Raw genomic sequence first — 20,952 nt, forward strand, 5'->3', positions numbered from 1 at the left:
CCGTCCTGCTGGCGGCGTTGCTGGTCCCGGTGCTCGCGAGCTGCCTGCGGGTGCAGGTGTCGATGGGCCTGTCGTCCAACGACCGGGTCTCCGGACGGATCGTCGCCGCCGTGGTGCCCACCGGTGCCGACGACAAGGGTCCGCAGCTGAAGGCACCCGAGTCGCTCGCCGCGAAGGTGCGGGTGGAGCCGTACGCCCAGGACGGATACATGGGCAGTGAGGTGTTCTTCGAGGACTTGTCCTTCGGCGAGGTGCAGCAGCTGGGGCAGCTGTCCGAGCAGACCCAGGGCATGTTCCAGCTGCAGTTCCAGCGCACCGGCGACCTGGTCAGCCTGACCGGCCGGGTCGACCTGAAATCCGTTCCGCCGCATGGCTCCGACGTGCAGTTCACCATCGCGTTCCCGGCCCGTGTCGCGAAGACCAACGGCAGCCGCGAGGGCGACAACGTGGTCTCCTGGAAGCTGCCGCCCGGCGACGTCTCCACGCTCCGGGCCGAGGTCAGCTACGCCGATCCGAACACCCGCTCGTTCGCGGGCTGGGCGGGCATCGTCGGCGGCATCACGCTCGCGGTGGCCGCCATCATCGCCGCCCTGGCGTACCTGGATCGCAACCCCGCGCCGCCCGGCGCGCCGGAAGTCGGTTTCTCCCTGAGCCGCTGGTGGCGCTCGGTAACGCAGAATCGCTGAGCGGACGGTCGGTGCGCCGGGATAGCGTGGCGCCCATGGTGAGTGCCGATCGGCCGAAGACGTTGCGCGCGACCTCGATCCTGCCCACCTGTGCCACGGCGCTGGCGGCGCTGGGCGCGGGTGTCGCGCTATACAACCGGTTCACCGTGCCGCGGTTGGCGAATACGCCGACGACGGTGATCGAACCGGTCACCGTCTGCGTCCCGGCACGCGACGAGGCCGACCGGCTGTCCGGCCTGATCGCCGATCTGCGCGCCCAGGTGGGAATCCCGCGCATGGCGGTGCGCATCCTCGACGACGGCTCCACCGACGACACCTCCGCCGCCGCACGCGCGGCGATCGACGGCGATTCCCGATTCACCGTGCTGCGCACCGAGTCCGAACCGGACCCCGGCTGGACCGGCAAGGCGGCGGCCTGCGTCCGGCTGGCCGAGGGTGTGACGACGCCGGTGCTGATCTTCCTGGACGCCGACGTGCGCTTGGCGCCGACAGCTCTCGCGGCGTCGGTGGGTGCTCTGCGCCGGGGTGACGTCGCGCTGGTCTCGCCGTGGCCGCACCAGCTGGCCGGCTCGGCGGTCGAGGCGGTGGTGCAGCCCCTGCTGTGCTGGTCGTGGGCCTCGACGCTGCCGGTCAGTGCCGCCGATCGGAGCCTGCGCCCGTCCACGGCGGTAGCCTGCGGCCAATTCCTTGTTTTCGACAACGCCGCGTACCGTGCGGTGGGCGGCCACGCCGCGGTGGCCGGGAGCGTCACCGAGGATCTCGAGATCGCGCGCACGCTGCGACGGGCCGGTCACCGCACGGCTTTGGCGGCGGCGGGTCCGCTCGCGCGAACCAGGATGTACCGGGGTGCGAGCGAGCTGGACGCGGGCTACACCCGCTGGCTCTGGTCGGCCTACGACGGCACGACAACGGGCGGCGCCGCGGTGGGAGCGCTTGCCGCCCTTGCCTATTGGCTGCCGCCCGCGGCCGCCGTGCTCGGCAGCGGCCCGGTCCGGCGGACCGGTCTGCTCGGCTATCTCGCGGCCGTCGCAGGCCGCCTGCTGGCCCGCTCGACGGAAACCGGCGGACCGCTCCGGCACACGGATGTCCTCGCCGCCCTGGCGCATCCACTGTCGGTGGGCGCATACCTGCTGCTGTGGGCGCGTTCGCACCGCGCCCGCCGCCGGGGCACGGTGCGCTGGAAAGGTCGCCCGCTGGAATAGCGCTCACGAGCGCGTACCGCCGACGCTCGGCTCCGTCGTGCGCGAGCGCGCCCTGTGTTGTCGGTTCGCTCGCCGACGCTCGCTCGTGCCTGCGCCTTACCAACGCCCGGCACCAGCACGAGCGAGCGCTCGGTATCGTCCACTGCTCGCCCACGGCTCACTCAGACCCGCGCCCGACGACGCCCAACTCCAGCACAAGCGAGCGCTCGGCAACGTCCATTCCGCACCCACCGCTCACTCAGGCCGCTCCCGGCGACGCCCGGCACGAGCACGAGCGAGCGCTCGATATCGTCCACTGCTCGCCCACGGCTCACTCAGACCCCAGCCGACGACGCCCAACTCCGGCACTAGCGAGCGCTCGGCAACCTCCACCGCTCGCCCACCTCGTACTCAGACCCGCGCCTCACCAACGCCCGGCACCAGCACAAGGCTCGACAACGTCCATTGCTCACCCACTCCGCTCAGTCAGACCCGCGCATCACCGACGCCCGACCCCCGCACAGCGAGCGCTCAGCTACGCCATTCCGCGCCCAGTGCGCTCACTGAGACCCGTGCCCCGGCGACCCGTCCCCATGGTCAGAACGAGGGTTGCCGACCGAAGCTCATGGCACCGTGGTGATTCCGACCGTCGGCAAGAAGTGGCAGGATTTGCCGCCGTTCTGGACCGTGCCGAACACCGCAGCGAGCACGGTGCCCCGGCCGGTGTCCACCGGGACCGCGCGCACGCCGCCCATCGGGAGCGACGCGAAGAGGAAGTCCCGGATCGCCTTCTCCGCGGCGGGCCGCAGCTCCGGCGGAACGGCGGCGGGGATCATCGCGCGGGCGACCTCCGACAGCGGCCCCATGGTGGCCGTGCCGCTGCGCCCGGTGTTCAGGTTGACCCAGGCCACCTGCATGCCAGCGGTGTTGGAACCATCCGGCCCGAGCCCGTAGGGCACGAAGGTGAACATGGCCTGCCCCGCCTTGACGGCATTGAGGTCGAGGCCGGGGATCTGCACGGTGTTCTTCGGCCACGGACCCGGAATGGAGCCGGCCACCGCGGGCGCCAAGCCGAGGGTGGTGTTGTCGAGGCACAACGCCGCCGCGGCGGGATACAGGAACGGTTCGATGCCGAGCGTGCGAAGTGCGTTGACCGCGGAGTTGTAGACGCCCAAAAGGTCACCGGGCGCGGCAGTCTGGGTGGTTTGTTCGGAGAATGCGGGAGCCGGGGCATCCGGAGCCGCGAGCGCGGCGCCCGGCCCGGCGAGCGCGAGGGCGACCGAGCCGGTCGCGACAGCGGACAACATGGTCAAACGGCGCAACATGATCACGAAACCTCCTCATCGGCGGAACGATCGAGGGGCACAGTACTCCAGCAAACGCACTCAACAGCCGAGATTGCAGACAGCAATTTCAGAGCAGTCTCGTTTGCCCGGATCGGTCCTGGTTCAGCCGCTTCCGCACCTACGGCTATGTACCCAGAGTGTGAACGCGAACGGATGGATAGCGTGCCGCGAGCTTGCGATCGAGTGTGGCCATGTCGGCCCCGCTGGTCTGCGAGAATGCGGCCAAGTAGTCGTCGGTCCACAGTTTGTGACTGTTGTCGTCGCGGGCGGAGAACGCGCGGAAGACCGCGTCGAGTTCGGCGGGTTCGTCGGCCCACAGGGTCCTCTCGTCCTCACACAGCTCGTCGACGATTCGCCATGCCGCACTGCGACTGACGACGTCGGCGCCCATCACTGCGGGGTTGGAGAGCAGTCGCAGCAGACCGGTCTGCGTGACTCGGCACAGCAGGAGGTTGTCCGTCTGCCGGTCGAACCACCGTGCGGCGGTCTCGTGATGGATGTGCCGACCCCATAGGGCTGCCAGCCATACCCCGACATCGATGAGGATCACTGGGCGTACTTCTCCACGTCATCAGCCTCGAAGGCCGCCTCGATATCGGCGTTGGTCACGTCGACTCGCGGTTGCGCATCCGTGGTGCCGATGAGCGGAAGATTGATTCGTCCACGCTTAGGAGAGCGAACCCCTGCGCCGATCTCATGCGTCAGAGCTTTGATGAACAGCTCTTTGAGGCTGACGCCGCGCTCGGTGGCGGCGATCTTGGCGGCCCGCATCAGTTCGGGCGGCACGTCAACCGTTGTGCGCATAAAAGCATATTATCACCATCGGGCGCAGATTCCCTCGGAGGGGCACACGGCTGCGGCGGATTCACCACTCAGGCGCTGATCGGTGCGGCGGTGACGCCGTAGCCGAGGTTGGTGAGCACCTCGCTGGTCGCCTTGGCGAAGTTGAGGGTGATGAAGTGCAGGCAGGGCGCGCCCTCGCCGATCAGGCGCTGGGCCATCTCGGTGGCGATCTCGATGCCTGCCGCGCGCACCGCGACCGCGTTCTCCTCGGGCCCGTCGCCTGCCGCCGAGCGCAGCCGGTTCAGGACGGCGGCGGGCAGCGGCCTGCCGCAGAGTTCCTCGGCGCGCTTGACGGTGCGCAGCGAGGTGATCGGCATCAGCTCCGGGATGATCGGCTTGGCGGCCTCGATCGGGTCGAACGCCGCGAGACGATCACGCAGGCGCAGGTAGTGCTCGACGTCGAAGAACATCTGGGTGATCGAATACTCCGCGCCCGCACGCAATTTCGCGGCCAGGAACGCGGTGTCGGTCTCCAGGTCCGGCGAGCGGTGGTGGCCCTGCGGGAACGAGGCCACGCCGACGTGGAAGTCGCCGAGGTCGCGCACGATGCGCACCAGCTCCTCGGCGTAGGAGACGCCCTCGGGGTGCCTGTGCCACTCGCCGAGCGGATCGCCGGGCGGGTCGCCGCGCAGCACCAGGATGTTGCGGATACCGGAGTCGGCGTAGGCGCCGACCAGCGAGCGCAGCTCCGCGACGCTGTGCTCCACCGCGGTCAGGTGCGCCACCGGCAGCAGCGTGGTCTCCTGCGCGAGCTGACCGGTGACGCGCACGGTGCGGTCGCGGGTGGAGCCGCCCGCGCCGTAGGTCATCGACACGAACGCGGGGTGCATGCACTCGAACTGCCGCACCGCGCGCCACAGCCGCGCCTCGGCCGCGGCGTCGCGAGGGGGATTGAATTCCACCGAGAACGGCACCGCGGGCCCCGCGTGCGCGCGAAGACTCTGGACGACCGATGGCGTGGCAGAGACGTTCGGTTTCGTCCGGGATGGCCGGCCAGGGGTCGAGCTTCCCCGCACGTTGTCGAAAGTCACCGGTTCAGTGTAAAGGTGACCGGTGGCAGCGCCGTCGGGTCGCTCGGACGGCCCGCGTATTCTTCGGACCGAGGCGGCATGTTCGCCACGCCGGACGACACGCGCGACCGATCTCGCTCGGCCGCGAATCACCCGCAGCGCTCGGGGCACCCCGCAACGGAGTGCGTCCACCATCCGCACGACCTTGGAGGCTCCCCTGTCCGCCGGAACCGGTACTCAGACGCCGCAGACCGCCGTGCCGCGGCCGGGCACCCCCGCCTTCGTCACCGCCGTGGAAGACGCGCTGACCAGCTTCTTCACCACCCGCCGCGACACCGTGGAGCGCCTCGGCCCGGTCTTCGTCGAGGCGGCCGACGCGCTGGAGCAGTTCGTGCTGCGCGGCGGGAAGCGCACCAGGCCCGCATTCGCGTGGACCGGATGGCTCGGCGCGGGTGGCGATCCGCACGGACCCGAGGCCGCCGCGGTGCTCACCGCCTGCTCGGCGCTGGAACTCGTCCAGGCCTGCGCGCTGATCCACGACGACATCATCGACTCCTCCCGCACTCGCCGCCGCTTCCCCACCGTGCACGTCGACTTCGAGCAGCGCCACCGCGACCGCGGCTGGACGGGTGACGCGGGCCACTTCGGAACCAGTGTGGCCATCCTGATCGGGGATCTGGCGTTGTCCTGGGCCGATGACATGGTGCACTGCTCCGGCCTCGCGCCGACTGCCATCGCCAGGTTCGCGCCGGTGTGGGCCGATATGCGCACCGAGGTGCTCGGCGGACAGCTGCTCGACGTCAACGGCGAGGCGGGCGCCGACGAATCGGTGGAGGCCGCGCTGCGGATCAATCGGTACAAGACCGCCGCCTACACCGTCGAACGCCCGTTGCACCTGGGCGCGGCCATCGCCGAAGCCGAACCGAGGCTGATCGAGGCGTACCGCACGTTCGGCACCGCCATCGGCATCGCCTTCCAGCTGCGCGACGACCTGCTCGGCGTGTTCGGCGATCCCGCGGTGACCGGCAAGCCCTCCGGCGACGACCTGCGCGAAGGCAAGCGCACCGTGCTGGTGGCCGAGGCGCTGCGCCGCGCCGACGCCGTCGACCCCGCCGCGGCCGCCCTGCTGCGCTCCAGTATCGGCACCGATCTGAGCGCGGAGGCGGTGCAACGGCTGCGCGCCCTGCTCATCGAACTCGGCGCGGTCGACGAGGTGGAGCGCCGGATCACCGAGCTCACCGACAGCGGCTTGGCCGCCATCGAGTCCAGTTCGGCAACGCCCATGGCGAAGGAACGGCTGCGCGCGATGGCGCTGGCCGCGACCAAGCGCGCCGCATGACCCTGGCGGCTTCGCACGGCCCGGCGAGGACGTGGACCAGGTGAGAACCGTTGCGGGACCGACCGATCGCGTGGTGGTCGTCGGCGCCGGCCTGGCCGGGCTGTCGGCCGCGCTGTACCTGACCGGCGCGGGCCACACGGTCACGCTGCTCGAGCGCGCCGATCATCCCGGCGGCCGGGTCGGGCGCTACCGAGGCGCGGACTACGACATCGATTCCGGCGCCACCGTGCTGACGCTGCCCGAGTTGATCACCGACGCGCTCGCCGCCGTCGGCCGCTCCCCGGAGACCTGTGTGCCCCCGCTGCGCATCCAGCGGCTGGCGCCCGGTTATCACGCTCGGTTCGCCGACGGCGCCGAGATCAGGGTGTTCGCCGACGCGGACGCGATGGCCGCGGAGGTCGAGCGAACCTGCGGCCCCGCCGAGGCGCGCGGATACCGGCGCCTGCGTGACTGGCTGGCTCGCGTCTACGCGGCCGAGTTCACCGAATTCATGGACACCAACTTCGACTCCCCGCTGGATATGGTGCGCAGCGCCGAAAAGCGCCGCGCGCTGGTCGAATTGGTGCGGCTCGGTGGCTTCGGGCGGCTCGGGCCCCGGGTGCGCCGGTTCCTGCGCGATCCGCGCCTGGCCCGCCTGTTCACCTTCCAAGCCCTCTACGCGGGCATGCCGCCCGCCCAGGCGCTCGCCGTGTACGGCGCGATCCCGCATATGGACACCTCGTTGGGCGTCTATTTCCCCGAAGGCGGCATGCGGGCGATCACCGTGGCGCTGGCGCAGGCGTTCACCGACGCGGGCGGCAGGCTCGAGCTCGGCGCCGAGGTGGTCGGGATCGACTACGCGGGTCGCCGGGCCCGCCGCGCCCACGCCGCCGACGGACGCTCCTTCGACTGCGACGCGCTCGTCCTTACCGCCGACCTCGGGTCGCTCGACCGTTTCGGCATGCGCCCCAGGCGCGGACTGCGCGCATCCCCCTCGGCGGTCGTCGCGCACGGCACCGTTCCCGCCGCGGTCGCGGCGAGCTGGCCGGTGCAGGCACACCACACCATCGAATTCGGGCACGCCTGGGACACCACCTTCGCCGAGATCACCGCTCGCCGCGGCCGTGGCGCGCTGATGAGCGACCCCTCGCTGCTGCTGACCCGGCCCGCGCTCACCGATCCGAGCCTGTTCATCGACCGGCGCGACGGACGGCACGAACCGTTCTCCGTACTCGCGCCGTGCCCGAATCTGGTGGCGGCGCCGCTGGACTGGCACCGGCTCGGTCCCGCCTATCTGCGCGAGCTGCTCACGGTTCTGGAAGCGCGTGGGTACCGCGGCATCGCCGAGCACTTCGCGGTCGATCAGCTCGACACGCCGCGGACCTGGCTCGACCGCGGAATGCTGGCGGGCACACCATTCTCCGCGGCGCATCTTTTCCGGCAAACCGGTCCGTTTCGGCCGAGCAATTTCCCCCGCTCCAGCGACAACGTGGTTATCGCGGGTTGCGGCACGACCCCCGGCGTCGGCGTGCCTACGGCGCTGCTATCCGGAAAACTTGCCGCAACCCGCATTTCCGGACATACCCGGCGCGCTCCGCGTGGAACCGCGCGCACCAGCCGGATAGTGTTCGAGGCGACGCCGTAAACTAAGCGCCGACCTATTCGCTCGCGGTTGCGACCGCCGACCATTCGGGGGGACCGACACCAGATGGCATCCCCCGAAACGCGCACCGCAGAGGCCGCCTCCACCGGCATCGTCCACCACGCATCGCCCACCTCCGCACGGCGCGAATCGGCCGCCCCCCGTGGTTTCCTGTGGTGGATGCGCGCCTACGCCGACTTCGCCAGAAGCCCCGAGGGCCACGCCGCGCTGCTGGGATTCTTCGGCGCCATCATGATCACCTTCGGCGGGTTCGGCGCGGGCAGCGTCCGCAAGCGCGACCCGCTGCTGGAGGCCATGCACCTGTCCTGGCTGCGGTTCGGCCACGGCTACGCGCTGTCCACCATCTGCATCTGGATCGGCGTGCTGCTGATGATCACCGCCTGGGTCCGGCTCGGGCGCGCCACGATCGGCACCGGCGACCGGATCGGCGCCGGGGTGACGCTGAACGAGCTGCGGGCGATCGTCGGCATCTGGATCGCCCCGCTGCTGTTCGCGGTGCCGATGTTCAGCCGCGACGCCTACTCCTACCTGGCGCAGGGCGCGCTGCTGCGCGACGGCTTCGACCCCTACCAGGTCGGGCCGGTCGCCAATCCCGGTGTGCTGCTGGACAACGTGAGCCCGGTCTGGACCACGACCACCGCACCCTACGGCCCGGTGTTCCTGCTGCTCGGACGCGCGATCACGGCCGTGACCGGCGACAACGTGGTGGCGGGCACCATCGCGATGCGATTGGTCATGCTGCCCGGCCTGGCGCTGATGATGTGGGCGGTGCCGTATCTGACCAAGCATCTCGGCGGCAAGCCCACCGTCGCGTTGTGGCTGGCGGTGCTCAACCCGCTGGTGCTGATCCACCTGATCGGCGGCGTGCACAACGAGATGCTGATGGTCGGGCTGATGTGCGCTGGCATCGCGCTGGTGCTGGAGCGCCACCATGTGGCGGGCATCGTGGTCGTCGCGATCGGCGTGGCCATCAAGGCGACCGCGGGCGTGGCGCTGCCGTTCCTGGTGTGGATCTGGATGCTGCACGAACGCGAGCGCCGTGCGGCGCAGCGAGTCGGGCGCGACCCGGCGCACCTGCCCGCAGGCGAGCAACCCGGCGACGACGCCGAGCGCACCGAGGACATGCCGCATCCCGCGCTGATGTTCGCCAAGATCGCCGGTCTCGGCCTCAGTGTGTTCGCCGCCGTGTTCGTGGCCGCCTCGGCCATCGCCGGTGTCGGCATCGGCTGGCTGACCGCGCTGTCCGGGTCGAAGAAGATCATCAACTGGCTTTCGCTGCCCACCGTCATGGCGCACTCCGTCACCTGGGTGACCCCGCTGCGGCTGGAGTCGGTGCTCGAGGTGACCCGCGCGCTGTGCGCGCTGGCCCTGGTCGCGGTGCTGGCCTGGACATGGTGGCGGTTCCGGCACAGCGAGCGGGAGGCGGTGCTCGGCATCCTGATCGCATTCGTCGCGATCGTCATCCTCTCGCCCGCCGCATTGCCCTGGTACTACTCGTGGCCGCTGGCGCTGGCTGCCGGGTTCGCGCTGTCGACCACGACGCTGATGGCGCTGGTGGGCGTGTGTACCTGGCTCATGCTGGTCTTCCAGCCGGACGGATCGATCGGCCTGTACAACTTCTGGCACGTCGCGGCCGCCACCTTCGCCGCCGTCGTGGCGGCGCTGTCGCTGCGCACCGTGGACCCGCTGCGCTTGCGCGCCAACCCGCCGAGCACCGCACCGACCAGCGTCACCGCAGCGCCTTCTGCTCCATGACCGGCGATCACCTACCAGCTGACGTCCTGCTCGCACTCGCCTACCGGGAATGCCGGCAGATCGCCGCTACCCACGGCCGCACCTATTTCCTGGCCACCCGGCTGCTGTCGGCCGAGCGACGGCCCGCGGTGCACGCGCTGTACGCCTTCGCGCGAATGGTGGACGACATCGTCGACCGCGCCGGTCAGCCGGGCCGAGCAGACGGAGGACGACCCCTCGGGCCCGGACCGGCGGACGCACTCGACCTGATCGAGCGGGAGCTCGGAGTCGCGCTCGAATCGCACACCACCGCGATGCCGCCGATCGATGCTGCGGTCTCGGCCACCGCGAACCCGGTATCCGCGCGCACCTGGGAGGCCGGTGCGCGGCCACGCACGCTCATCCTGGCCGCCGTCACCGACACCATCCGGCGCTACGGCATTGCCCCGCAGCACTTCTGGACGTTCCTGGATTCCATGCGGATGGATGTGCCCGGCACCCCGGGTTTCCGGAACCGGTACGCAACCATGGCCGAGCTACACGAATACATGCGCGGCTCCGCGGCCGCGATCGGATTGCAGCTGCTCCCGGTGCTGGGCACGATCGCCCCGGTGTCCCAGGCGGAACCCGCCGCGGCCGCGCTCGGCGAGGCGTTCCAGCTCACCAACTTCCTGCGCGATGTCGGCGAGGACCTCGATCGCGACCGGGTCTACCTGCCCGCCGACGCGCTCACCGCGTTCGGCGTGGACGACGACCTGCTCTTCGAGTGCCACCGCACCGGGCGCACCGACCCGCGCGTCCGCCGGGCCCTGGCCCACCTCATCGCGGTCAACCGCGACCTCTATCGCCGCGCCGAACCCGGCATCGCCCTGCTCGAGCCGCGCGTCCGCCCCGCCATCCGCACCGCGACCACCCTCTACGCCGACATCCTGCGCCACATCGAGCGCGGCGACTACGCCGTCTTCGACCACCGCGCCGTCGTCCCCCGCCACCACCGCCTCCGCGTCGCCGCCACCGAATTCACCACCGCCACCCTCCGCGCCCGATTCGAGCGCTGACCGAGGAACCGCCGCAACGGCACGCTGCGGCGCAGGGCCGATCGTTCCCGCACAACCCATCCCGGACAGCGCTATCTCGCCCTCCGGTCCGCGCTGGCCAGGAACCCGCGAACAGTGACTCCCGATCACCGTCACCGGGCAGCGAACACCCGATCCCGCAGCTGTCATCCAAACCCGACCACATCGGCCCAGCCCCCACTTTCGAGCGCAGCGAGACTGAGCATTACCTGTTCGCGGCCCGGCTCGCGTCCGAGTGGCCGACGCGCAAGCGACGAAGTCGCAAGCGGCGGTCGCTCGGACGCGAGCCATAAAGGGGCCGCGAACACGCAGCGCCGCAGGCGCTGCAAATCAGATACAGCCTCAGAACGGGTCCGCCGCGGCTCGGCGCAGTACCTCACGGGCGAGCGGGCCGTGCAGGGCTTCGATCGGTTTGCCCGGCAGGCTGTCGTCTTCGGTGAAGATCCATTCCAGGATCTCTTCGTCGGTGTACTTCGCGTCGCGCATCACTGTGATCAAGCCCGGCAGCGGCTTCACCACCGCGCCGGTATCGTCGAAGAAGCGCTCTGGGATGCCCGCGACACCGTTTCTGCGCACAGCGATCAGTTGGTGGTCGCGCAGCATCTGATGCACGCGGGTCACCACCAGCCCGAGTCGGTCGGCCACCTCGGGCAGCGGCACGAGGGTCACCGACTGGGGAAGGACGTCCTCACTGCAGGGAAATGCACTCACCCGCATAACGGTAGACCGTCTGGCCTCGCACGTCGGGAGACACCCGGTGCGGTGGGAGTCGATACCATCGTGAGGGCCGCAAAGAGCGGCTGATCGCTCGGCGCAGGTAATGCGCGAGGGGTGCGAGCTTTGGGAAAGCCGGAGGAAGTCACTTGATCGGCCAGATGCTGGAAGGGCGCTATCGGATCGACGCGCCGATCGCCCGCGGCGGCATGTCGATGGTCTTCCGGGGGGTAGACACCCGCCTGGACCGGCCGGTCGCCATCAAGGTGATGGACCCGAAGTTCGCCGGTGACCCGCAGTTCCTGTCCCGGTTCGAGTTCGAGGCACGCGCGGTCGCCAAGCTCAAACATCCGTCCCTGGTCGCGGTGTACGACCAGGGCGTCGACGGCGACCACCCGTTCCTGATCATGGAACTGGTCGAGGGCGGCACGCTGCGCGAACTGCTGCGTGAACGCGGACCGATGCCGCCACACGCGGTGCGCGCGGTGGCCGAGCCGGTGCTGGCCGCCATCGGCGTCGCGCACGCGGCGGGGCTGGTGCATCGCGACATCAAGCCGGAGAACGTGCTGATCTCCGACGCCGGCGAGGTGAAGATCGCCGATTTCGGCCTGGTCCGCGCGGTCGCCGCGGCGAACACCACCTCGGCGAGCGTCATCCTCGGCACCGCCGCCTACCTCTCCCCCGAGCAGGTCACCAGCGGCTCCGCCGACTCCCGCAGCGACGTGTACTCCTTCGGCGTCCTGATCTTCGAAATGCTCACCGGCCGGGTGCCTTTCACCGGCGACACGTCACTGTCGGTGGCCTATCAGCGGATCGAGAACGACGTGCCGAGCCCGAGCGGTCTGATCTCCGGGGTGCCGCCGGAGTTCGACGAGTTCGTCGCGAAGGCCACCGCGCGCGAGCCGGCGCGCCGGTTCGCGGATGCGACCGAGATGGCGGGCGCGCTGCGGCAGGTCGCCGCGGCGCTGCAACTGCCCGGCTACCGGGTGCCAGCACCCCAGGAGTCGGCCGAACATCTCAGCGCCGGCTACCGGGCCGTCCCACCGGAGCGCGACGGCCGCCAGGGTCTCGCCGGTGCGTCGGTGCGTGAGCCGCACCCACCGCAACCGGTGCAGCACACCAAGGTGGTGACCGCACAGCGCCCCCGCGTCGACTACGGCCCCCCGGACGGCTACAACCAGCCACCCGTGCGCCAGGGGCACCCTGCGCCGCCGTATCCGCCCTACACCGAAGCACTCAACCGGTCCCGGCGCACCGTGTGGATGTGGGTGGCCATCGTCGCGGTCCTGACCCTGCTGGTCGGCATCGGCGGTTGGTGGCTCGGTTTCGGCCGCTATTCGCCCGTTCCCCCGATCGCGGGGTTGAGCACCGACAAGGCGATCGCCACGCTCGAGGAGGCCGGATTCTCGACCGAGGTCCGGCAGAAGGCGTCCGACACCATCCCCGTGGGCGGCGTGGTCGGCAGCGACCCGTCGGCCGGGTCCAAGGTCACCAAAGGGTCGACGGTCGCCGTGCTCGTCTCCAACGGCAAGCCCAAGGTGCCGGACGTCCAACCCGGTGACCAGGTGGCGAAGGTCAATCAGTTGATCCGGGACAACGGCCTGCAGCCGGTCGACTCCGGGGAGGAATCCAGCACCGCGCCCAAAGGCACCGTCGCCAGGGTGGAGCCGAAGCCGGGGACCGTGCTGCCGCTCGGAGCGCAGGTGAAGGTATTCCGCAGCAAGGGATCTCAACCCGTGCGGGTGCCCGACGTGCGCGGGCGTCCCGCCGCGGAGGCGGTGAAGATCCTCACCACGGCCGGGATCACAGTGAAGGAGAACCGGAGTGAGTTCGATCGCGGCGTCGAGGCCGACCATGCCATCGGCACCGAACCCGGTGCGGGAGCGACGATTCAGTCCGGTGACGGCGTCGTGTTGCTGGTCTCCAACGCGTTGAAGATGCCGAGTCTGCTCGGCAAGTCCGTCGCCGACGCCCGGGCGCAGCTGCAGAGTCTGGGTTTGCAGGTCCAGGTCAGCCAGCTCACCCGGTCGGATTCGTCGGTGATCGTTTCGCAGACACCGGCTATCAACGCCAACGTCGAGCCCGGTAGCACCGTGTCACTGGTCGCGCTCCCCTGATCTCGGCGCACCGGATGCCGACCGGTGCGCCGAGACTCAGCGCAGCATTTCCGCGACCAGGAAGGCCAGTTCCAGCGACTGCTGGGTGTTCAGCCGGGGATCGCACGCGGTCTCGTAGCGGCCGGACAGATCCAGGTCGGAGATGTCCTGGGCGCCGCCGAGGCATTCGGTGACGTCCTCGCCGGTCAGTTCGATGTGCATGCCGCCGGGGTGCGTGCCGAGGGCGTGGTGCACCTCGAAGAAGCCCTGCACCTCGTCGACGATGCGGTCGAAGTGGCGGGTCTTGAACCCGGTGGACGCCTCATGCGTGTTGCCGTGCATCGGGTCGCATTGCCAGATCACTTGGTGGCCGGTGGCCTGCACCTTTTCGATGATGGCTGGGAGGACGTCGCGGACCTTGGTGTGGCCCATCCGGGACACGATGGTCAGCCTGCCCGGCTCGTTGTTCGGGTCCAGCCGCTCGACGTATTCCACGGCCTGGTCGGGCGTGGTGGAGGGGCCGATCTTCAGGCCGATCGGGTTGGCGAGCAGCTCCGCGAAGGCGATGTGCGCCCCGTCGAGCTGGCGGGTGCGCTCGCCGATCCAGAGGAAGTGCGCGGACAGGTCGTAGAGCACCGGCTCGCCGATCGCGTTCTCGCTCAGCCGCAGCATGGCGCGCTCGTAGTCCAGGACCAGCGCCTCATGGCTGGCGTAGATGCGCGCCGACTTCAGGCTGGGATCGTTCACCCGGCACGCCGTCATGAACGCGAGGCCGCGGTCGATCTCCTCGGCCAGCGCCTCGTACCGGGCGCCCGCGGGCGACTGGGCCACGAAGTCGCGGTTCCAGTCGTGCACCTTGTGCAGGTCGGCCATGCCCGCGCCGGTGAGCGCCCGCACCAGGTTCATCGCGGCGCTGGCGTTGGCGTAGGCGCGGACCAGGCGCGACGGGTCGTGCTCGCGCAGCGCCGCGTCGGCGGTCAGGGCGTTGATCATGTCGCCGCGGTAGGACTTGAGGCCGAGCGAATCGATGTCCGAGGAGCGCGGTTTGGCGTATTGACCCGCGATCCGCGCCACCTTGACCACCGGCAGGCTCGCTCCGTAGGTGAGCACGACGGCCATCTGCAGCAGCGTGCGGATGTTGCCACGAATGTGCGGCTCGGTGTTGTCGGCGAACGTCTCCGCGCAGTCGCCGCCCTGCATGAGGAACGCCTCGCCGCGGGCGACCTCGGCCAGCTGCGACCGCAGCTCCTCCACTTCGGCGGGCACGCAGATCGGCGGCACGCTCTCCAGTACGGTGCGCATCATGGCCGCCTGCTCCGGATCCCAGGACGGTTGCTGTAGCGCGGGGCGCGCCAGCGCGTCGTCCAGCCGTCTGCGCAGCTCGGCGGGCAATGGCGGCAGTTCCGGCAGGCGATCGATGGGTACGTCGACGGTCCAGTTCACCAGTTCAGAATACGGACCGTTCGCCCTCCGGGGATACCCGGTGGTAGTGGTAGAAGGTCGCACCAAGGTGGCAGAAATCTCCACCGTATGGGCCCTTGCGAGCGGCCGCCAGCCGTCACCATAGGGTTTGCTGGACACTCGTCACCTGCCGCAACGGCACCTGGAAGCCGAGGAGAGACCGATCTCGCTGAGATATTTTTACGACTGCGAATTCATCGAAGACGGAGTGACCATCGATTTGGTCTCCATCGGCGTCGTCTGCGAGGACGGCCGGGAGTACTACGCGGTGTCCACCGAATTCGATCCCGACCGTGCGGGACCGTGGGTGCGCAAATTCGTGTTGCCGCAACTGCCGTCGCCGTCCTCACCGCTGTGGCGCAGCCGGGCGCGCATCCGCGACGAGCTGTACGCCTTCCTGGTGCCGAGGCCGAGCGTGCAGCCGGAGCTGTGGGCCTGGGTCGCCGCCTACGACCATGTGGCGCTGTGCCAGCTGTGGGGGTCCATGGTCGACCTCCCCAACACGCTGCCCCGCTACACCAACGAACTACGCCAGCACTGGGAGGCGCACGGACGTCCCGAACTGCCGCCCATCCCACCGGACGCCCACGACGCGCTGGCCGACGCCCGGCACAACCTGGCCAAATTCGAAGCCATCGAAGCTGCCCGCCGCGCGGCGCCGCGCCTGTGACACCCGCCGTCTGACGCACGACGGCCCCGAGTCGGTTTCGACTCGGGGCCGTCGCGTAGAGGGGGGTCAGTGGCCGTGCTTGCCGTTCGACGCCTCCTGAGCCCTCTGCAGCACCTTCAGCTGCTTGTGCTCTTCCTCGTGCTCGATCTCGAAGTGCCGGTCGCTTTCCTCCTGCGGGTCCGGCCGCAGGAAGCTGCCGGTGCCCGGCTGGCCGGCCGAGCCCAGCTGGTTCATCCGCTTCGGGACCGGGGCGCCCTGGTACTCCAGCGGGATCGGGTGACCGTGGTCGTCGACCGGGCCGAGCGGTTGATGGATCTCGATGTACTCGCCGTGCGGCAAGCGCTTGATCACACCGGTCTCGATGCCGTGCTCCAGCACTGCGCGGTCGCTGCGCTGTAAGCCCAGGCAGAACCGGTAGGTGAGGAAGTACGCGATCGGCGGCGCAACGAGCAGACCGATACGGCCGATCCACGTGGTCGCGTTCAGCGAGATGTCGAACTTCAGCGCGATGATGTCGTTCACGCAGGACAGCGTCAGCACCACGTAGAACGCGATCGCCATCGCGCCGATCGAGGTGCGGACCGGCACGTCACGCGGGCGCTGCAGCAGGTTGTGATGTGCCGCTGTGTCGCCGGTGAGCCGCTTCTCGATCCACGGGTAGGCGATCAAGACGGTGAACACCAGGCCCATGATCAGTGCCACCCAGAACACCGCGGGCACGGTGTAGTTACCGATGTATATCTCCCACGGCGGCATCAACCGGGCCATGCCGTCGGTCCACATCATGTAGAAGTCCGGCTGCGAGCCCGCCGACACCTGCGAGGGGTTGTAGGGCCCGAGGTTCCAGATCGGGTTGATCTGGAAGACGCCGCCCATGATCCCGACGATGCCGAGGGTGAAGGCGAAGAACGCGCCCTGGTCCGCGGCGAACACCGGCACGATGCGGGCGCCGACCACGTTGTTCTCGGTGCGGCCGGGGCCGGGGAACTGGGTGTGCTTCTGGTACCACACCAACGCCACATGCGCGGCGATCAGCGCCAGGATGATTCCGGGGAACAGCAGCACGTGCGCGATGTACAGGCGCGGGATGATGATGTCGCCGGGGAAGTCACCACCGAACATCAGCCAGTGCATCCAGGTACCGATGATCGGAATCGAGATGGTGATGCCGGAGAACGCGGCCCGCAGACCCGTACCCGACAGCAGGTCGTCCGGCAGCGAGTAGCCGAAGAAGCCTTCGAACATCGCCAGGATCAGCAGCAGCGAACCGATCACCCAGTTCGCCTCACGCGGCTTGCGGAACGCGCCGGTGAAGAAGATCCGGAACAGATGGATGATGATCGAGGCCGCGAACAGCAGCGCCGCCCAGTGGTGCACCTGGCGGACGAACAGACCACCGCGCACCTCGAAGGAGATGTTCAGCGCCGTCTCGTACGCCCGCGACATGGTGACGCCGCGCAGCGGCTGGTAGGCGCCGTCATAGACGACGTGACTCATCGACGGGTCGAAGAACAGGGTCAGATACACACCCGACAGCAGCAGGATGATGAAGCTGTAGAGCGCGATCTCACCGAGCAGGAACGACCAATGCGTCGGGAAGACCTTGTTGATCGACCGCTTCACGAACGCGGCGGCCCGGTACCGCTCGTCCGCCTCGCTGGCTTGGGCTGCGACTGAAGGACTCATGAACGGCGCTCCCAGTAGGCCGGGCCGAGCGGCTCGATGAAGTCGCCGTTGGCGACCAGGAAGCCCTCAGCGTTGACGGTGATCGGCAGCTGCGGCAGCGCGCGAGCGGCGGGACCGAAGATCGGCTTGCCCCACTCGGTCGCCGAGAACTGCGACTGGTGGCACGGGCACAGAATCCGGTTGGTCTGCTGCTCGAACAGCGAGGTCGGGCAGCCGAGGTGGGTGCAGATCTTCGAGTAGGCGAAGTAGTCGCCGTAGTTGAAGCTCTCCTGGCCCTTGCGCTTGATCGCCTTCTGCGCGTCTTCGGTGCGCAGGCGGATCAGCATGACGGCGTTGCGGATACCGCGCAGCGAGTCCAGCGTGGCGTGCTCGTCGCCGCGCCACTTCTCCTTCCACGGGAACACCGTCTCCATGGCGCCCGCGTCCAGGTCCTCCGGACGCACCAGCACGATGTCGTCCGGGCGACCGGTGTCGCGGCGGATGTAGACGGTCTCGCCCGGGAAGTCCGGGGTCCAGCCGGAGACCCACAGCGGCGACTTGTCGCCCTTGGCCCACGGGTTCTTGATCATGCCGCCGACGAACACCAGCAGCGCGCCGATACCGAGCACGCCGACACCGGCGCCCGCGGTACGGGTGATCATCTTGCGGCGGCCGAGAGTGGAGGTCTCCAGCGCGTCCTGCAGCTCGGCCACCAGGGTGCGGCGCTCGACCTCCGGCGAGGGACCGTCGTGCCGCTGCTGGATGGACAGCTCGGCGGGGATGAACAGCTTGCGGATCAGCACCACCGCCACGCCGATGACCAGCACCGAGATGCCGAAGGTCAGGCCGATCAGCGGGGTGAACAGGGAGTAGAGCCCGTGGCCCTCGTCTTCCTTGCCCTTGAACTCCCACGGCCAGAACAGGAACACGCCGACCAGCGCCGCGGCCGCGATACCGGACACGGCGAACCAGAAGGTCACCGCGCGCTCGGCCCGCTTCTCCGCGCGGGTGCCCGGGATCGGGAAACGCTCGCGCCGGTAGGCGACGTCGACATCGTCACGCTCGGTACCCAGCTTGACCAGCTCATCGCGCGACATCGCGTCGAGTTCCGCCTCGGTCGGCTCCGCCGGAGTGGCGGGCACCGACTGCTCCTCGGACGGTCGCGTGTCGCGGCCCTCATCCGGCCGACCCATGTCGTCTCGCTCCTTATCCATCATGACCTCGATCCGATCCACATCGCGGCGCCGACCACGAGCGTGATGCCGACCACCCAGATGGCCAGGCCCTCGGTCGCGGGACCGAACCCACCGAGATCCCAGCCGCCCGGGCTGTGCTCCTCGCTGGAGTTCTTGACGTAGGCGATGATGTCGCGCTTTTCCTCCGGAGTCAGCTGACGGTCGGAGAACTTCGGCATGTTCTGCGGACCGGTGAGCATCGCCGCCAGGATCTGCTGCTCGTTCGCCGGTTCCAGCGGCGGGGCGAACTTACCGGAGGACAGCGCGCCGCCGCGTCCGGTGAAGTTGTGGCAGGACGCGCAGTTCATCCGGAACAGCTCCGAACCGCGGGCGATGTCGTCACCCCGCAGCGACTCCTGGGCGATCTCGCCGTTGGCGTCGCGGACCACCGTCGGCCCGCCACCGTGGGCGGCCACGAACGCGCTCAGCGCGTCGGTCTGGTGGGCGTCGAACTTCGGCGGTTTGCGCTCCGCCTGCGCCTCGTGCGCGGCCATCGGCATGCGACCGGAGGACACCTGGAAGTAGACGGCGGCCTCGCCGACGCCGATCAGGCTGGTACCGCGGTCGGCCACACCCTCCAGGTTCCTGCCGTGGCAGGTGATGCAGGACGTTTCGTAGAGCTGCTGGCCTTCGCGGATCAGCGCGGACTGGTCCTCGTGCGCGGTCGCGCGCTGGGGGTCCGGCGTCAGGGCCGATGCCAGGAAGCCTGCTCCGACGAGGCCCACCAGCAGCGCAAGCCCGCCCGCGATGCGACGGCGAACGCGGCGCTGCCTGCGCGTCCTGCTGGCCTGGCCGTTCCCGGGGCTCGCGGGCTCTGGCGCTGACGGGGGAGATGAACTCATCTGTGTCCCTTTGGAGTAGACGGAACCGACTTGTGCGAAAGATCTGGGGGCTCGCCGCGCCTGCTCGGCGGCGCGGCGTCCACGCTCAGCGGACGAAGTAGATCGTGGCGAACAACCCGATCCACACGATGTCGACGAAGTGCCAGTAGTAGGAGACGACGATCGCCGCGGTGGCCTGCGCGGGAGTGAACTTGCTCACCTTGGTGCGCGCCAGCAGGAACAGGAACGCGATCAGACCGCCGATGACGTGCAGACCGTGGAAGCCGGTGGTGATGTAGAACACCGAGCCGTAGGAGCTGCTGGCGATCGACGTGCCCTCGTTGACGAGGTTGTAGTACTCGTAGCCCTGGCCGCCGACGAAGAACGCGCCCATCAGGAAGGTGACGACATACCAGCGGCGCAGGCCGAACACGTCGCCCTTCTCCGCGGCGAACACGCCCATCTGGCAGGTGAACGACGACGCGACCAGCACGGCGGTGACCGGCACAGCGAGCTTCAGGTTCAGCTCGGTCGGCTCCGGCGGCCAGTGACCGTGCGCCTGGGCGCGCGCGACGAAGTACATCGCGAACAGGCCGGCGAAGAACATCAGCTCGCTCGACAGCCAGATGATGGTACCGACGCTGACCATGTTGGGCCGGTTCAGCGTATGCACACGCTGGGTAATGGCCGATCCTGGGGTCCCTACTGCGGTCGTCACGGGGGTAAGTATGACTCGTCGTAGTACGACAGCAGTACCCGGGTACGAAACTCGTTCTTCCGTGTTGGAAAACGCACGGGAGGACGGGCTCTCGACCAGGCGCGGACACAACGGAGGCCAGGTGCGCGGATCCCCGAACCGGTCGCACCGGCGGACGAACGCGCTGCCAGCATGACAGGCGCGGATAAGGAGAAGCTGAGATGGAGGCGAAGGTGGCACCACGGCTGTGGCGGCGGCTCTTCCGGCGGGACCGGCCCGCGGAGCTGGATCCGAACCGAGCGGATCTGGTGGTGGTCGCCTCCAGCTTCGACGACGCGGAGGCGTGTTCGACGGCGCTCGCGCGCGCGAGCGCACTGACCCCCGACGCGCCCGCGGTGCTGCGCCATCACCTGCGCATCCCGTCCCGGCACGTCGAGACCGTCTGCGCGATCGCCGCACAGGACGGATACGAGCCCGCGCCCCAGGTCGGCGGGCCGGGCACTGATGCTTTCGAAACGGTGATCCTCCAACGGGTCCAGATGCTGGACGCGCTGCACTGCTCGCAGGAGCGCTCCCGCATGGCCGGTCTCGCCCAGCGGCACGACGGCAACGCCGACGGCTGGGACGCCCTGCAACCAAGCTCTGTTTGATTTGCTCGGTCTCGCTGGGCTGGAAACCGGTGCTGGGCCTAGGCTGCTTGCGGACGAACTGGTGCGCGAGACCAGTGTGACGGGAG

General features: G+C 69.3%; 19 protein-coding genes. 9 read left to right on the forward strand and 10 right to left on the reverse strand.

Going from position 1 to position 20,952, the window contains the following annotated elements; genetic code table 11:
• Nucleotides 1-5 precede the first annotated feature (5 nt).
• Nucleotides 6-686, forward strand: coding sequence for an LppM family (lipo)protein (locus NA4_RS41650; RefSeq protein WP_067477022.1), 681 nt, complete (start codon nucleotides 6-8; stop codon nucleotides 684-686).
• Between the two features lie 35 nt (nucleotides 687-721).
• The gene (locus NA4_RS28875) at nucleotides 722-1,888 is read left to right on the forward strand and encodes a glycosyltransferase family 2 protein (protein WP_084497520.1); all 1,167 of its coding nucleotides are present in this window, start codon (nucleotides 722-724) and stop codon (nucleotides 1,886-1,888) included.
• Between the two features lie 602 nt (nucleotides 1,889-2,490).
• Here the strand turns inward: NA4_RS28875 and NA4_RS28880 are convergent.
• From NA4_RS28880 to NA4_RS28895, 4 genes are all read right to left on the reverse strand, one after another.
• Complete coding sequence (locus tag NA4_RS28880) at nucleotides 2,491-3,192, reverse strand: hypothetical protein (protein WP_067477028.1); 702 nt, start codon at nucleotides 3,190-3,192, stop codon at nucleotides 2,491-2,493.
• 145 nt (nucleotides 3,193-3,337) lie between these two features.
• On the reverse strand, nucleotides 3,338-3,763 hold the full coding sequence (locus NA4_RS28885) for a TA system VapC family ribonuclease toxin (protein WP_218022448.1): 426 nt from the start codon (nucleotides 3,761-3,763) through the stop codon (nucleotides 3,338-3,340).
• Nucleotides 3,760-4,017, reverse strand: coding sequence for a type II toxin-antitoxin system HicB family antitoxin (locus tag NA4_RS28890; protein WP_067476986.1), 258 nt, complete (start codon nucleotides 4,015-4,017; stop codon nucleotides 3,760-3,762). The genes NA4_RS28885 and NA4_RS28890 overlap by 4 nt, the downstream gene beginning before the upstream one ends.
• A gap of 68 nt (nucleotides 4,018-4,085) precedes the next feature.
• On the reverse strand, nucleotides 4,086-5,087 hold the full coding sequence (locus NA4_RS28895; RefSeq protein ID WP_067476989.1) for a methylenetetrahydrofolate reductase: 1,002 nt from the start codon (nucleotides 5,085-5,087) through the stop codon (nucleotides 4,086-4,088).
• Nucleotides 5,088-5,271: 184 nt separating this feature from the next.
• Between NA4_RS28895 and NA4_RS28900 the strand changes: the two genes are divergently transcribed.
• The 4 genes from NA4_RS28900 to NA4_RS28915 all read left to right on the forward strand — a co-directional run bounded on the left by NA4_RS28900 (nucleotide 5,272) and on the right by NA4_RS28915 (nucleotide 10,839).
• The gene (locus NA4_RS28900; protein ID WP_067477034.1) at nucleotides 5,272-6,405 is read left to right on the forward strand and encodes a polyprenyl synthetase family protein; all 1,134 of its coding nucleotides are present in this window, start codon (nucleotides 5,272-5,274) and stop codon (nucleotides 6,403-6,405) included.
• Between the two features lie 31 nt (nucleotides 6,406-6,436).
• The gene (crtI, locus tag NA4_RS28905; protein WP_373862847.1) at nucleotides 6,437-8,029 is read left to right on the forward strand and encodes a phytoene desaturase family protein; all 1,593 of its coding nucleotides are present in this window, start codon (nucleotides 6,437-6,439) and stop codon (nucleotides 8,027-8,029) included.
• 177 nt (nucleotides 8,030-8,206) lie between these two features.
• Complete coding sequence (locus NA4_RS28910; RefSeq protein WP_067477040.1) at nucleotides 8,207-9,802, forward strand: alpha-(1->6)-mannopyranosyltransferase A; 1,596 nt, start codon at nucleotides 8,207-8,209, stop codon at nucleotides 9,800-9,802.
• Nucleotides 9,799-10,839, forward strand: a complete 1,041-nt coding sequence (locus NA4_RS28915) for a phytoene/squalene synthase family protein (RefSeq protein ID WP_067476992.1) — start codon at nucleotides 9,799-9,801, stop codon at nucleotides 10,837-10,839. The genes NA4_RS28910 and NA4_RS28915 overlap by 4 nt, the downstream gene beginning before the upstream one ends.
• Before the next feature lie 360 nt (nucleotides 10,840-11,199).
• Here the strand turns inward: NA4_RS28915 and NA4_RS28920 are convergent, their stop codons facing one another.
• On the reverse strand, nucleotides 11,200-11,568 hold the full coding sequence (locus NA4_RS28920; protein WP_067477044.1) for an Rv2175c family DNA-binding protein: 369 nt from the start codon (nucleotides 11,566-11,568) through the stop codon (nucleotides 11,200-11,202).
• Between the two features lie 152 nt (nucleotides 11,569-11,720).
• Here NA4_RS28920 and pknB point away from each other — a divergent pair, with 152 nt between their 5' ends.
• Nucleotides 11,721-13,688, forward strand: a complete 1,968-nt coding sequence (pknB, locus tag NA4_RS28925; RefSeq protein WP_067476995.1) for a Stk1 family PASTA domain-containing Ser/Thr kinase — start codon at nucleotides 11,721-11,723, stop codon at nucleotides 13,686-13,688.
• Nucleotides 13,689-13,724: 36 nt separating this feature from the next.
• Here pknB and NA4_RS28930 read toward each other — a convergent pair whose 3' ends face one another.
• Entirely contained in the window at nucleotides 13,725-15,110 is a 1,386-nt protein-coding gene (locus NA4_RS28930) for a class II 3-deoxy-7-phosphoheptulonate synthase (protein ID WP_067476998.1), read from the reverse strand.
• A gap of 187 nt (nucleotides 15,111-15,297) precedes the next feature.
• On the opposite strand from NA4_RS28930, the gene NA4_RS28935 reads away from it, so the two are divergent.
• Nucleotides 15,298-15,798, forward strand: a complete 501-nt coding sequence (locus NA4_RS28935; RefSeq protein WP_067477048.1) for a polyadenylate-specific 3'-exoribonuclease AS — start codon at nucleotides 15,298-15,300, stop codon at nucleotides 15,796-15,798.
• Between the two features lie 66 nt (nucleotides 15,799-15,864).
• Here NA4_RS28935 and qcrB read toward each other — a convergent pair whose 3' ends face one another.
• The 4 genes from qcrB to ctaE form a co-directional block, all read right to left on the reverse strand.
• Nucleotides 15,865-17,484, reverse strand: coding sequence for a cytochrome bc1 complex cytochrome b subunit (gene qcrB / locus NA4_RS28940; RefSeq protein WP_067477001.1), 1,620 nt, complete (start codon nucleotides 17,482-17,484; stop codon nucleotides 15,865-15,867).
• Complete coding sequence (gene qcrA, locus NA4_RS28945; protein ID WP_067477051.1) at nucleotides 17,481-18,656, reverse strand: cytochrome bc1 complex Rieske iron-sulfur subunit; 1,176 nt, start codon at nucleotides 18,654-18,656, stop codon at nucleotides 17,481-17,483. Before qcrA ends, qcrB begins: the two co-directional genes overlap by 4 nt.
• A 20-nt stretch (nucleotides 18,657-18,676) precedes the next feature.
• Entirely contained in the window at nucleotides 18,677-19,540 is an 864-nt protein-coding gene (qcrC, locus tag NA4_RS28950) for a cytochrome bc1 complex diheme cytochrome c subunit (protein ID WP_084497523.1), read from the reverse strand.
• An 85-nt stretch (nucleotides 19,541-19,625) separates the two neighbouring features.
• The gene (gene ctaE, locus NA4_RS28955; protein WP_084497524.1) at nucleotides 19,626-20,237 is read right to left on the reverse strand and encodes an aa3-type cytochrome oxidase subunit III; all 612 of its coding nucleotides are present in this window, start codon (nucleotides 20,235-20,237) and stop codon (nucleotides 19,626-19,628) included.
• A 200-nt stretch (nucleotides 20,238-20,437) separates the two neighbouring features.
• Here ctaE and NA4_RS28960 point away from each other — a divergent pair, with 200 nt between their 5' ends.
• The gene (locus tag NA4_RS28960; RefSeq protein ID WP_067477006.1) at nucleotides 20,438-20,866 is read left to right on the forward strand and encodes a hypothetical protein; all 429 of its coding nucleotides are present in this window, start codon (nucleotides 20,438-20,440) and stop codon (nucleotides 20,864-20,866) included.
• The last annotated feature ends 86 nt before the right edge of the window (nucleotides 20,867-20,952 follow it).

This window comes from Nocardia amamiensis NBRC 102102, assembly GCF_001612745.1.
GTDB classification, from domain to species: Bacteria; Actinomycetota; Actinomycetes; order Mycobacteriales; family Mycobacteriaceae; genus Nocardia; species Nocardia amamiensis.